Here is a 12,941-nt window from a genome sequence, read left to right as displayed (position 1 = left end):
TCAAAATTTTTTTATAAAATCTGGAACATTATTTTCTTAACATAAATTCCTTTACTATAATTGCTGCACCTATGGCTATAGCGGCACACGTTCCCATTATAATTTCCAAAAACAAGGTCTCTGTATTTGGGTTATAGGCAGCGGCATGTAATGTCACCAAAGCACTGAATATTTCTAAAGTCATAATTATTCATCGCAAGTATATATAAAATACTTATTAAAGAATATATTCAACAATTATCAACATTCCCCTATAATTAAATTTCGTGATAAATGTTAAATATAGTTGGTTAATACTTATCTGGTGATTAAAACGTTATCAAGCGGAATCAAATTATTAGTAATCGGACTGGCACTGTTACTAGGGGGATTCGGAATATTTATACTGTCAATATTCTCGTTGTTGCCATTCATAACATATACTGCCATATTAGGCGCATCTCTATTTATTATGGGTCTTGCTTTCACGGCACTTGCATCTACCAAAATATCATTTAACACCAGTAATAGCGCTTAAAAATTAAATTAAAAAATAAAAACATTTTCATTTAGTTTATATAAAAAATAAATATATCTTACAATAACTTTTAAATATTATACAAAATTATGGATATTTATGGCAATTAAATTTGAAAATGAAAGCAAAAAGTTACTTTCAATTCCTGTAATGGGGTTAGTTGGATTGTTGATTTCATTCAAACCTGATTCAACAAGCTCTATAGTGTCTGGATTTTATGCAGATGGTTATGCAGTTGATCTGTTCATGCTTGCAATTGCACTTGCATTCATTGCAGGATTGATAATACTCAAATTAAAAACCAGAGAAAAATATTAATTTTTATAAATCTATCTAGAATATCATAAAATTCTTAACAACCAGGCAAATCTCATATTATGAACAAAAAAGCATTTTGGGGAGCCCTCAAAAATAATGAAAGATAATTGAAATAGCCAATTGTTAAAGGATGAGGCACCTCATAAATATTCAATAGAAATAAAATTATCAATCAACATCTTTTATAGTCGTTTCCAATCCTTGTACTGCACTACTAATTCCAAAAGATGGTGAAGAAGAATTATATGTATCTTTCAGTACCGTTGTCGGACTTAAGGTTCTGTTTTGGCTAATAAAATTAGTGGGGTTGATCAGATACCCATTCCATATGTATGCTCCTGCTGGTCCTGTAATTAGAGTAACGGAGTTTATATGAGGTATGCTGCTGATGTTATCACTTGGAATACTCAATCCACCTACAATAGCCTCTGTTGTGTATATCTTAATCTCCTGATAAATAGGTTCCGGCACCTCTGTTTTGAGGATTTTGAGACCAGACGAAACTGTAGTCCCATTCGTAAGATTTTCTCCATACAGGTATACGGGTACTACTATTACTGTTTTTGCGCCATGATATGTGACAGAATACTTTGAATTGTTAAAAATAAGTCCAGGAGTGTTATTGTATTCGAAATTTTTCATAGATTCAGACGTATTGAAATGATTAGTCATATTGTATCCATTCTCTTTTAGAAAAGTGTAAATTGCCCAGGACCCTGCATTTCCGGCAGGGCTGCCATTCCAGGTAACATAATAAACGTATGTGTTGCTATTATTCTTTATTAGGTCACTGCTCGAAACCTTGCAATATTGCTCAAGCTCTACAGTTATATCATGGCCATTGTAATGTTCAGCTCCGTATATAGTAAGAAATGTAATAACAAGGAAAAAAGCTATAAAAAATGCCAGTAATTTCTTATTATATCCATCCTGTTTCGCCATTTTAACTAATATTTTCATATAATATTTAGACATTTTTATTTACATTTTATCAGATAAAAGTAGGCATTATATTTATAGTAAGGTGTAAACACAACGTTTAATGAAAGAATTATGCAAATGATTTTTACATTACGAAAATATTCTATAATTACTCTTATATTTCACATAGTTATGAGAAAAACATGGAAGTCAGTAGTAATGATGAAATATATGAAAAAAACAACAAAATATATAATTCAGTCAGAGGCTGGATTTTTAGTACAAATCATAAACAGATCGGGATGCTGTATATACTGACATCACTGGTTTTCTTTATCGGGGGGGGAGTTCTAGCTCTGTTGATGAGAGTTCAGCTTGCCATACCTAGATATGATCTGGTACATTATGGTTTATTCTCTGGAAGGTTCCTTGATGCTTTACAGTATAACCAGCTTGTTACCATACATGGTTTAACAATGCTTGTCTGGTTTCTAGGGCCGTTGGGATTTGGGTTTGGTATTTACCTTATTCCTTTAGCTATAGGTTCTAGAGATATGATATACCCAAGGATAAACGCCCTTGGTTACTGGTTATACTTGTTTAGTGGAATACTTCTCTGGATAGGATTCTTTCTACCTGGTGGCAACCTTGATACTGGATGGACAGTTTACCAGCCATTATCTTCTTTTAAATTTACACCATATCTTGGAGCAGACTCTGCAGCAGCTTCAGTGGTAGTGAGGAGCCTTGGCACAATAATCGCCTCAACAGAAGTTATAGCGACTATTTTTAAAGCAAGGGCCCGGGGTTTCAGGTTGATGAATCTTCCTCTATTCGTATGGTCCATACTCTGGGTTTCCGCTATATCATGGTTTATATTCCCAGAATTTGCGGCAATGTTTTTTGTATTAGTATTATCAAACGTACTTGGTTTAAGCATATTTATATCCACTTATGGCGGTGCCTTAATGTGGGAAAATTTATTCTGGTATTTCGGGCACCCCGAGGTTTATCTTCTCCTTCTACCAGGTACAGGGGCGATGTTTGACTATTTATCTAATTTAGGGCACAGAGCTCCCTACTTGAAGAAATGGATGATTGCTGCAATGGGTGCTATATCAATTGACAGTGTAATGGTGTTTCTACATCATACTTTCATGACCGGTATTGTATTCGCCTGGTTAATGGCTACAAGTGTATTTACAGAAACAATTTCTATACCTACCGGAATGCTTATCGTAGGTATAATTGCAACTCTTCTTGGGGCTAAGCACAAGTTCCAGACACCAATATTATTTGCACTAGCTGCCTCAACATCATTTATGATTGGGGGTATAACAGGAGTTACAAATTCATCACTAGCCATCGATACCATAGTACATGGAGACTATTATATAGTGGCTCATTTCCATTATTTTATGGTTGGAGTAGCAACAATGGCATTGATGGGTAATCTCTATTATTATTTCCCAAAGTTTACAGGAAAAATGTACAATGAAACACTTGGAAGAATACATTGGGCCATAGCGTATATTGGAGTTAATGTTCTTTATTTTCCCATGTTCTTCCTCTATGATCTACCGAGAAGGGTGTACACATATCAGGCCGGGTTTGGTTATACAATATTCAGCGAGATATCCACGGTAGGAGCATTTATATTCGGGCTTTCATTCCTAATTATGTTTGCGAATTTTGCATATTCTATTAAATCGCACGCGCCACTTACGGATCAGAATCCATATAAGGCAAGCGCAGGATTTGTATGGTTCACAACAAATCCTCCGAAATACTATAATTTCGACTATGAACCATATATAGGTGGGGAAGACCAAAGAGATTTATTATTAGACAAAAACAAACCAATAAAACCACCCAAAGTGGAATTATCCACAAGGCCATTTTATATTGCCGCAGGGGTTTTCCTATTGTTTGTAGGTGCTGTAGTAATGTTAATGGGGAGCAAACCCTATGCATTTGGATCTGCATATGCTTACCTCGGATATGTAATATTAGCAGTGGCTGTTGTAATCTTCCTGATGGGAACCATAGGATGGATGTATGACGATTATAAGCTAAAATCACCAAACGTACCTCCAACGTACAAAAAGGAGCCTATTGCTAAGGGGTTCAACAACACCAGGCTCGGAATGCTCATATTCCTTGCCGGGAACATGATATGGATGGCTACATTCTATGGCATGGTTGAATGGCTGAAATTACAATCAGTTTCTCCCTATGTACAGGGAAATGATCCAGTAACATGGTTCTTCCCAACTATGGCATCTGTATACATTGGAATATCTATTGTTGCAATAGGAATAGCAGCAATATTTGGATGGTTCTCTTTATACGGTGCAATTCACAAATCACGTGCCAAAAGTTCAAATTACATGCTGGTTGGGGTCGTGTTTGCGATTGTATACCTTATTGCGTCCATACTATCTATGGTCGTAATAAATTCGAATAGTGCATTAAGTCTTGGAGGTGCTACATCCACAAATCCAATAGCCTCAATGTTCTGGGTCATAACACTTATGGATGTGACATTCTCTGTTGGAGTAATAGCAGTAATGATAAAGTACGCAATACAGTTAAAACGGTCGAAGACAATATTATGGGGCAGAACGGCAACAAGCGCAGATGTAGTAATGTGGTTCATTGCATTTGTATTCCTTACTGCTGTATTTACCACTGTAGCATTTGTGGCATGAGGTGAAATAAATGGATAATGTAAACAATGAAAAAACTGAAAATATAAAGGCCGGTAAGACTGCATCCCCATTAAAATATGACGATGTAGATATGGAGATAGGAGATGACGATCTTGAATACAAAGAAGTGGGAATATGGAAGAATCCATATGCAGTGGCTATTATTATAATAGCTATATGGTTCTCCCTGTGGCTATTCCTTCAGGTATTTATGGGGAGGTGGTTTAGTTGAAACCGCTGATGAAGGCAGCATTTGCTGTACTCGCTATAGCAATAGTACTCATAGCGGCCGTTGGAATAACTGTAGCTACTTATCATCCTATGAACACTGTGATCTCTGAACAGGGAAAAGTTGCACATCAAGATATTCCGTACTTTAACACAACACTGGCCAATGGCACTCACGTGGAAATAGTGAATCTTTCATTAGCGGCCTGGGGTCAGGGAAATGGATATCCCAATGCATATCCATTTAACTTCAACGGAACTTCCTACGGTGCCATGACAATATATCTCCCAGCTAAAGCCTATATACACACTAACATGACCAATTATGAGGTAAAACCACATACCTTAAAGGTTGAACTACCATATGCATCAGATTGGGCTCGTGGTCCTATATGGGCACATACTAGTGCTCATGTGGAAAAAGTAATAAACAGCACAGGGACAATAGATCCTATATGGTATGGGAATGTTGCCCATTCCAGGTCGATATGGTGGAATGACACAGCTCCTGGCAATTACTGGATAGTGTGCGGATTAACAACACATGCCGAAGCTGGTATGTATGTTTTCGTTATAGTAAGCAGTCATGTGACCACTCCATACTATACTATAAAATGAGGTGAACGAAGATGTTTGAAATATACAATATAATACCTAATGTGTATCACTTGATACCAAAAGGCTCCATTACGGGAGCAGAAATAACATCTATATTTTTGGCATATATACTGCCCGGTATACTAATAGGCGGAGGATTCGCTCTGTGGTATATCTATGTATTTTTAAAGAGTTATAAGCCAAAAAGTGCAGATGAATTTGAACACTCTAAATACAATAAAGATGCTGATATGAGGCCAGGAAGAATAGAAAATCTTGAGCGTGGCAATAAGACCGTATTTAAGTTATTTGTACTCTTTGTAGTGCTTATATTACTATCTCTACTGGTGTATGATTTGCCTCCCGCATATGGAATAAGAGTTGCTGGGGCCGCACCATCGGCACCTACTGACAGTCACCATTATATGGATATTAATGTAGTAGGTTATCAATGGCAATGGGTATTTATTTATCCAAATGGAGCTTCATCAAGGCACTTTTTAGTACTTCCAGCTGATACACCGATACAGTTTAATGTAACCAGTGTGGATGTAATGCATTCGTTTTATCTGATTAATGTCACTAAGGTGGATGCATTCCCCGGGCATTATAACTATATCTGGTCGAATATAACCCAAACCGGGTTATTCTATTTCGAGTGCGTTGAACTCTGTGGATTAGGCCATGCACATATGAGAGGGCCGGCTTTTGTAGTTACAAAGGGTCAATATCAGCACTGGTTAAACTCAACTGTTCCAGGTGAAATGGTAGAATCATTCAACATGTATGGTTACTCCGTAAACTATGGACCCAACAACTATTACAATAAGCCAATAACCCCACCAGCAGCTGGTGCATAAAATAAATTTATAAATTTATAATATTAGCATTAATTATTTCAGGTGACTAACCTTGAGCAAAATTACAAATTTCATGAAAATTACCAAGCTAGAAATTACGATTCTAATTGATTTAGTTGCCATAACAGCATTCGTGTTAGTACCGGGGAGTTTTTCACATCCAGTTATTCTTTTCTTATTGTTGATAAGTGGAACTTTGGCATCCATGTCGGCTAGTATTTTCAATAATATTTACGATATGGATATTGATATGAAAATGAAAAGAACCAGATCCAGGTCTGGGACTCTTAATATGAATACAAGAAGCTATATATTTAGCATAGGCACAGCAATGATAATTATTTCATTTGCACTGAGCTCAATACTGATTAATTTTTTAACAGCATTATTTATATTCGGCGGATTTCTCAGTTACGTATTCCTTTATACAGTATTCTTAAAAAGAAGAACCACGTGGAACATAGTAATAGGCGGTATAGCAGGAGGGTTTCCCGCCCTTGCCGGTTGGGCTGCATTGACAAATTCGGTTTCATTCACATCCTTATTCCTGGCATTCCTGGTATTTATGTGGACCCCTACCCATTTCTGGAATTTATCTATTAACAATGTGGATGATTATAGGGATAGTGAAGTACCCATGCTTCCTGCAATAGTAGGTGTAAAAAAGACCGAATTCTGGATTATAGTGAATACGGTGATTCTGGTCTTCTACTCACTTATCCCATTATTCATACCAGCAATAAAACTAGGCCTTCCATATCTGCCGATTGCCATGGTAATGGATGCAGCTCTTTTATACTATGTTATCAGGCCTGCCTTTAAATCATATGATAAAAAGTATTTTAGGAGCGCATTTGGATTTTCTAATATGTACCTGATGATATTGCTGCTCGTAATAATAATATATCCATTTATATAAATTAAAACAATCCTATTTTTGGAGGTAATGATATTGTCTAAAATTAATTTTGATTTTCCAGAAGGTATAGAAGTTGTTCCGAACACTGTTGTAAATGTTTACGTCATAAGGTATCAGGACCTGGTCATTCAGATAGATGCTGGAATCAAAACTGATGCTAATAAAATCATTGATTTCTATAAAAATTTAGATATCAGTCCAGATTACATTCTGATAACAGCTGTGGATTATCTGCATGTGGGGGCATTGCGTGAGGCCTATGATACATATAATCCGAAAATATATGTACCTAAGAAAGAAATGGGAACCATGAAAAACGGTCCCTCACTTAGGGGGATCCTTGAAATAGAGGGAAAAGGTTTACGATTCGAAGGCATTCAACACGTCTATTCCTACAATAAGATGGATATAGATTTCATTGAAGTGATAGGAACTCCTGGATACTCGATGGATAATGTATCAATATATTTCAAGGATAAGAATTCCATATTTGTTGGAGATTCATTAACTATTAAGAGAAATAAGATAAAACTTGATAGCATGTTCACACAGAATATGGAAATGGCCAGGTCTTCTCTCATAAAAATCAAGAATTTTTGCCCAGTGATAATATTCCCATCACATGGTGCACCATATAAATGTGAGTCAACTACCTCTCCCTGAGTGGAACTTGTTCAGTGAGGAACAGGGCAGGAGTTGATTAGGGAGCTTTAGAAACATGGAGAAAAACATGAAAGAAAAGCAGAAGTTAGATCGGAGGGATACATACACACCTACGGATGCTCCATATGGAAAATCAACCACTATAAAAGAAGATGGATATAAGCACAAAGAAGGTTAAACTGGTAAAATACGTCAGGGGATTGACGTTTACTGCCCAATTCCTCCCACACTTTCGCATAGGGTCTCCATGGACGTATAAGACGAAACCACATCTGTATCTTTAAATGATTATATATAATAGAATCTTACCTTACTATGTCACAAAATCCTAGTTTTATATATAAATAAAATAACAAACTTAATAAATATTAATCTAATAACCTTTAGAATTTAACCATACACATTGGGCAATGCTAAATGCAACCCGTAATATTGCAATTTATTGGCAATATAGCAAGTGTAACGGTTGGTGATATAAAATGGCAACACCGCATCATTCCCGAAGGGGATCAATGGCGTACTATCCCAGAGTACGTGCTAAAAAAATTGGGGCTGAAATTCGTTCATGGCCTGAAGTAGAAGGCAAATCGAAGATTCAGGCGTTCGCTGGATATAAAGTGGGTATGACACATGTACAGGTTACCGACTATAGAAAAACTAGTGTAACTGCTGGAAAAACGGTTATGGTTCCTGTAACAGTCGTTGAAGTTCCTCCAATAAATGTCATTGCCATAAGATACTATGAAGAAGGTGACAATGGCCTCCAGGTATTCGCCGAGAAAAGAGCTGAACACATTGAAAAAGAAGTGTTTAAAAGAATACCGGAAATAAAAAACAAGGAACCTAAAAATATTGAAATAAAAGACGTGGCTGATGTACGATTACTGGTGAATACAAATCCTAAACTTGTCACTGGAATACCTAATAAGACACCTGAAATATTTGAAGTTAGAATTTCAGGGTCAACAATATCAGATAGAATAAAACTTGCAGAGGAAAAACTAGGAAAGGAATTGCATTTTGGTGATTTCAACGCGGAAGGTTCCTTTGTTGATGTTATTTCAGTTACAAAGGGGAAAGGTTTTCAGGGAGTGGTCAAGAGATTCGGAGTCAAACTTTTGCCCAGAAGCAACAGAAAGCACAGGAGAATGATAGGAACACTTGGCCCGTGGCACCCGGATTGGGTAAGAAACACAGTTCCACAGGCAGGGCAGGTCGGTCTGCACCAAAGAACTATACATAATATCAGGGTAATGAAATTTGGGACAAAGAATCAGGTAGACGAAATAAATGTGAAAGGAGGGTTCCTCAATTATGGGCTTGTCAGAAATGATTATATTCTACTATACGGATCAATATCCGGCCCGTCAAAGAGATTAATAAAACTCAGGGATCCCGCAAGACAGGCTGTCGCAAATGCAGAAAAGGTAGAAATCACATATATATCTAGGGAATCTAAACAGGGTGATTAAAATGAAAACTAATGTTTATTCTATTGAAGGGGAGGTTACAAAGGAAATAGAACTTCCACAGGTATTCGCCATAGAGACAAGGGAAGATCTCATACATAAGGCTTTCAGGGCCATATCCCTGTCCATGAGGCAGCCATATGGGCCAAGTCCACTTGCCGGTACCAGAAGGGTGGGGCATAATCTTGGCCCAAACCACGGTATATCAAGAATTCCCAGACTTGCAAGCGGATCAAGGGGAGTTTTACTGGCCAGCATGGTTGGTGGAAGAAGTGCCCTGTCACCACGCAGTGATAAGGTTTTATACAAAAAAATCAACAAAAAAGAAAGAAGACTTGCAAAATTGAGCGCAATTGCCTTTACAGCAAATAAGGAACGGGTAATCCAGAGAGGACACCGGATTTCTGAGGATTCTATTGAAAACATTACATTCCCACTTGTGGTTGAGGATGATATCGAAAATATTAAAAAGGTTAAGGATGCAGTTCAGGTATTGACAAATCTCGGCGTTTATGACGATGTGTTAAGGTCTAAAAACGGTAAAAAGATCAGGGCCGGACGCGGGAAGATGAGAAACAGAACCTATAAACAGCCAAAAAGTCTGCTCATAGTTGGTTCTTCTGTAGAGAATCTCAGGGCTTTTGCCTCACTTCCAGGAGTCGATCTGGCTTCTCTTAACAGCCTTAGCATAACGAAACTGGCACCGGGGGGAAATCCAGGCAGATTAACAATATACACAGCATCAACAATAGAGAACTTAAGAGAGGTGAATTAAATGGATTATGTTATATCCCCTGTTGTCACAGAAAAAACCACATTAATGATGGAGAAGGAGAATAAACTTACGTTCATTGTGGATCGCAGGGGCAGGAAAAAAGATATAAAAAAGGAGATAGAGGAAAGATTTGACGTTAAGGTAGTCGGATTAAATATATTGATAACCAAAAAGGGGAAGAAGGCAATAGCAAAATTATCCGATGATTATTCCGCAGAGGAGATTGGTGGAAGAATAGGAATATTCTAAGGTGAATATAATGGGAAAACATATAGTAGCACAAAGGAGAGGGCATGGATCTTTAACATACATGAGTCCAAGCCACAGGCATCTGGCCGAAATTAAACATCTTTCAAATGGAAATTACAGTATTGAGGATATAGTTCAGGCACCAGGGAGAAATGCACCTCTACTGTCACTAAAAAATGAACAGAATGAGATCAGCTATATGATAGCTTTCAATGGAGCTTATAAGGGCCAGAAATTGTATGCAGGAGAGACAGGCAATTCAAATAATGGAACCACAACCACTCTATCGAAGATAGAAGATGGAACCTACGTTTACAATATAGAAAATCATCCAGGGGATGGCGGAAAATTCTGCAGGACGGCTGGGTCTTCAGGGCTTATAATTAGTCATGGCACTTCTGTTTCAATAAAATTGCCTTCAGGCAAAACCAGGGAATTAAATCCAAACTGTAAGGCAACTGTAGGTGTAGTGGCTGGATCAGGAGCCAGGGATATACCTATACTGAAAGCCGGAAAGCATATAAAATATCTTCAAAGCAAAGCTAAGAGAGCATATACAGTAAGAGGCGTAGCAATGAATGCCGTGAACCATCCACATGGGGGAGGAAACCACCAACATGTTGGAGGCCCAAGCACTGTAGCAAGGGGAGCACCACCTGGAGCAAAGGTTGGTAGATTATCACCAAAAAGGAGGGATAAGAAATGGTAGTTAGAAGACAGGTATCTGTAAAATCTATAAAAAGAAGATCACGAAAGGCTCAAAAAGCCATTACCGGAAGAGCAAGAGAGTTCTCTTACCGTGGGAAAACTATTGAGGAACTTGAGGAAATGGAACTTCCAGAGCTTCTTGAGATATTCCCTGCCCGTGTCAGGAGATCCTATAACAGGGAAATGAATCACGAACAAAAGAAAGTATTTGACGACCTTCTTGGAGATAAAGAGACAATAAAAACTCATGTAAGGGATATAATAATACTCCCACAGTTCGTGGGCAAAAAAATAGAACTGTATAACGGGACATCATATCTTAAATTTGAAATAAAACCAGAAATGATTGGCCATTATCTGGGTGAGTTTGCGCCAACAAGAAAAGAGGTGAAGCATTCCGGTCCAGGAGTCGGAGCTACCAGATCATCAAAATTCCTGCCATTGAAGTGATATTATGAAAGGATACAGTATTGATAAAATGCCAGAAAAACATGCGAGAGCTCAGGTTAAGGAGACCGACATATCCATGAAGGATGCAGTCAATGTTGCCCATTTCATCAGGAATATGAACCTGGAATCTGCAAAGAATACACTAGACCTTGTTCTGGAGAAGAAAATGGCAGTGCCATACTTCAGGTATCTTGATTCTGTTTCACACAGGAAAGCCATAGGTCCAGGAAGATACCCGGTAAAGGCTGTTAAAGCATTCAAAAAACTACTTGATGATGTATCAGCCAATGCCGAATTCAAAGGGCTTACAGATGATTTGAAAATATTCCACATCTCCGCATCAAAGGGAAGAATGATCAAAAAATTCACTCCCAAGGCCTACGGCAGAGCAGGGGCATTCTTCAAGGATCTAATCAATCTTGAGGTAGTCGTAGTAGAAAATGAAAAGGAGTGATATGATGAAGGAGAAAAAATTTATAAGTGATAACATTAAAAAACTGCTGGTTATGGAGTACCTGCAGGCAGAGAATGACAGTGCCGGATTTGGTGGAATGGAAATGAAGAGAACTCCATTTGGAACCAATATAACGCTGTTTGTCAACAGGCCCGGTCTTGTTATAGGAAGGCACGGATCCAAGATAAAAGCCATGACATCGACTCTCGAGACCAAATATGGCCTGGAATCGCCTCAGATAGAGGTAAAAGAAGTGGATAATCCAGATCTTAACCCTCAGGTCATTTCCAAGAAAATAGCACTGTCACTGGAGAAGGGATGGAATTACAGGAAAGCCGGAAATACCACATTGAGGAGAATAATTGACCAGCATGCAAGGGGAGTGTTAATCAGAATCGGAGGAAAAATATCCGGAGAAAGGGCAAGGACCCAGAAATTTATGTTCGGGGAAATTAAATATTCTGGTGAACCTGCAAGGGCAGGAGTCATAACTGGATATTCAGTTGCAATGCTCAAAACCGGTGCCATAGGAATATATGTTAGGCTGCTCAGGCAGGATTACCGGTTGCCTGATGAGATATCAATTAAAACGGAAGTGAAAATACCTGTCCCTGATAAAAAGCCTGCGACAGAAGAAAGTAAAGAGGTAGAGGAAAATGGAACTAAAAGCTAAGGAATTGAGGCAGATGTCCGATGAGGAACTAAATGAGAAACTTAAATCCTTAAAGGAATCGCTGTTAAAAGAGAGATCTGCCATAGCCATGGGTGGTGCCCCGGCAAGCCCTGGTACTATGCACTCGATAAAAAAGCAGATAGCCAGGATACTAACAATTATGGAGGAAAAAATAGAATGAAAGATAAAGATTTCACAGGAATGCCAAAAGAACTTCAACCATGGGAAGGGTTCAACCGTGACAGCGAACTTGTAAAAATCAGTGTAGATAAAAGGAGATATGGAAAATTGGTAACAGTTATAGATGGCATTGATCCCAAAACAGAAAACATAAATGAAATAGCCAAGGCACTAAAGAAGAAAGCTGCTTCAGGTGGAACAGTTAAAGATGGTAAAAGCATAGAATTGCAGGGCGATCATAGAGATGTC

General features: G+C 38.0%; 19 protein-coding genes. 17 read left to right on the top strand and 2 right to left on the bottom strand.

Annotated elements, in window-relative coordinates:
- Positions 1-28: 28 nt before the first annotated feature.
- The gene (locus AMDU4_RS10075; protein WP_021787877.1) at positions 29-184 is read right to left on the bottom strand and encodes a hypothetical protein; all 156 of its coding nucleotides are present in this window, start codon (positions 182-184) and stop codon (positions 29-31) included.
- A 120-nt stretch (positions 185-304) separates the two neighbouring features.
- On the opposite strand from AMDU4_RS10075, the gene AMDU4_RS10070 reads away from it, so the two are divergent.
- Both AMDU4_RS10070 and AMDU4_RS10065 read left to right on the top strand, forming a co-directional pair.
- Complete coding sequence (locus tag AMDU4_RS10070; protein WP_290704978.1) at positions 305-517, top strand: hypothetical protein; 213 nt, start codon at positions 305-307, stop codon at positions 515-517.
- Between the two features lie 99 nt (positions 518-616).
- Positions 617-835, top strand: a complete 219-nt coding sequence (locus tag AMDU4_RS10065) for a hypothetical protein (protein WP_021787875.1) — start codon at positions 617-619, stop codon at positions 833-835.
- A gap of 168 nt (positions 836-1,003) precedes the next feature.
- Here AMDU4_RS10065 and AMDU4_RS10060 read toward each other — a convergent pair whose 3' ends face one another.
- The gene (locus AMDU4_RS10060) at positions 1,004-1,777 is read right to left on the bottom strand and encodes a DUF929 family protein (RefSeq protein ID WP_290704975.1); all 774 of its coding nucleotides are present in this window, start codon (positions 1,775-1,777) and stop codon (positions 1,004-1,006) included.
- Positions 1,778-1,959: 182 nt separating this feature from the next.
- Here AMDU4_RS10060 and AMDU4_RS10055 point away from each other — a divergent pair, with 182 nt between their 5' ends.
- The 15 genes from AMDU4_RS10055 to yciH form a co-directional block, all read left to right on the top strand.
- Complete coding sequence (locus AMDU4_RS10055; RefSeq protein WP_021787873.1) at positions 1,960-4,467, top strand: cbb3-type cytochrome c oxidase subunit I; 2,508 nt, start codon at positions 1,960-1,962, stop codon at positions 4,465-4,467.
- Between the two features lie 10 nt (positions 4,468-4,477).
- Positions 4,478-4,699: a hypothetical protein gene (locus AMDU4_RS10050; RefSeq protein WP_021787872.1), complete on the top strand. Its 222-nt coding sequence runs from the start codon at positions 4,478-4,480 to the stop codon at positions 4,697-4,699.
- Positions 4,696-5,313, top strand: a complete 618-nt coding sequence (locus AMDU4_RS10045) for a sulfocyanin (protein ID WP_021787871.1) — start codon at positions 4,696-4,698, stop codon at positions 5,311-5,313. Before AMDU4_RS10050 ends, AMDU4_RS10045 begins: the two co-directional genes overlap by 4 nt.
- 11 nt (positions 5,314-5,324) lie before the next feature.
- Positions 5,325-6,152 carry a hypothetical protein gene (locus AMDU4_RS10040; protein ID WP_021787870.1) on the top strand — a complete coding sequence of 276 codons (828 nt, stop codon included), beginning with the start codon at positions 5,325-5,327 and terminating at the stop codon, positions 6,150-6,152.
- 52 nt (positions 6,153-6,204) lie between these two features.
- Positions 6,205-7,071 carry a heme o synthase gene (gene cyoE / locus AMDU4_RS10035; RefSeq protein WP_021787869.1) on the top strand — a complete coding sequence of 289 codons (867 nt, stop codon included), beginning with the start codon at positions 6,205-6,207 and terminating at the stop codon, positions 7,069-7,071.
- Positions 7,072-7,098: 27 nt separating this feature from the next.
- A complete protein-coding gene (locus AMDU4_RS10030; RefSeq protein ID WP_021787868.1) occupies positions 7,099-7,734 on the top strand; it encodes an MBL fold metallo-hydrolase in 636 nt (211 codons plus the stop codon).
- A gap of 479 nt (positions 7,735-8,213) precedes the next feature.
- Positions 8,214-9,206, top strand: a complete 993-nt coding sequence (gene rpl3p / locus AMDU4_RS10025; protein ID WP_021787866.1) for a 50S ribosomal protein L3 — start codon at positions 8,214-8,216, stop codon at positions 9,204-9,206.
- A gap of 1 nt (position 9,207) precedes the next feature.
- Positions 9,208-9,978 carry a 50S ribosomal protein L4 gene (gene rpl4p / locus AMDU4_RS10020; RefSeq protein ID WP_021787865.1) on the top strand — a complete coding sequence of 257 codons (771 nt, stop codon included), beginning with the start codon at positions 9,208-9,210 and terminating at the stop codon, positions 9,976-9,978.
- A complete protein-coding gene (locus AMDU4_RS10015) occupies positions 9,979-10,227 on the top strand; it encodes a 50S ribosomal protein L23 (protein WP_021787864.1) in 249 nt (82 codons plus the stop codon).
- 10 nt (positions 10,228-10,237) lie between these two features.
- Positions 10,238-10,936, top strand: a complete 699-nt coding sequence (locus tag AMDU4_RS10010) for a 50S ribosomal protein L2 (RefSeq protein WP_021787863.1) — start codon at positions 10,238-10,240, stop codon at positions 10,934-10,936.
- A complete protein-coding gene (locus AMDU4_RS10005) occupies positions 10,930-11,385 on the top strand; it encodes a 30S ribosomal protein S19 (protein WP_021787862.1) in 456 nt (151 codons plus the stop codon). The genes AMDU4_RS10010 and AMDU4_RS10005 overlap by 7 nt, the downstream gene beginning before the upstream one ends.
- A 4-nt stretch (positions 11,386-11,389) precedes the next feature.
- Positions 11,390-11,839 (top strand): 50S ribosomal protein L22, encoded by a 450-nt coding sequence (locus AMDU4_RS10000; RefSeq protein WP_021787861.1) that lies wholly within the window; start codon positions 11,390-11,392, stop codon positions 11,837-11,839.
- Complete coding sequence (locus AMDU4_RS09995) at positions 11,826-12,512, top strand: 30S ribosomal protein S3 (RefSeq protein WP_021787860.1); 687 nt, start codon at positions 11,826-11,828, stop codon at positions 12,510-12,512. The genes AMDU4_RS10000 and AMDU4_RS09995 overlap by 14 nt, the downstream gene beginning before the upstream one ends.
- On the top strand, positions 12,496-12,693 hold the full coding sequence (rpmC, locus tag AMDU4_RS09990) for a 50S ribosomal protein L29 (RefSeq protein WP_021786215.1): 198 nt from the start codon (positions 12,496-12,498) through the stop codon (positions 12,691-12,693). The genes AMDU4_RS09995 and rpmC overlap by 17 nt, the downstream gene beginning before the upstream one ends.
- Positions 12,690-12,941: stress response translation initiation inhibitor YciH (gene yciH, locus AMDU4_RS09985; protein WP_021787859.1), on the top strand; the 252-nt coding region annotated here is incomplete at its 3' end. The genes rpmC and yciH, both read left to right, overlap by 4 nt.

This window comes from Ferroplasma sp. Type II (assembly GCF_000496155.1).
Note: the sequence above shows the minus strand (reverse complement) of the source record. Positions and strands in the feature narration are given on the sequence as shown.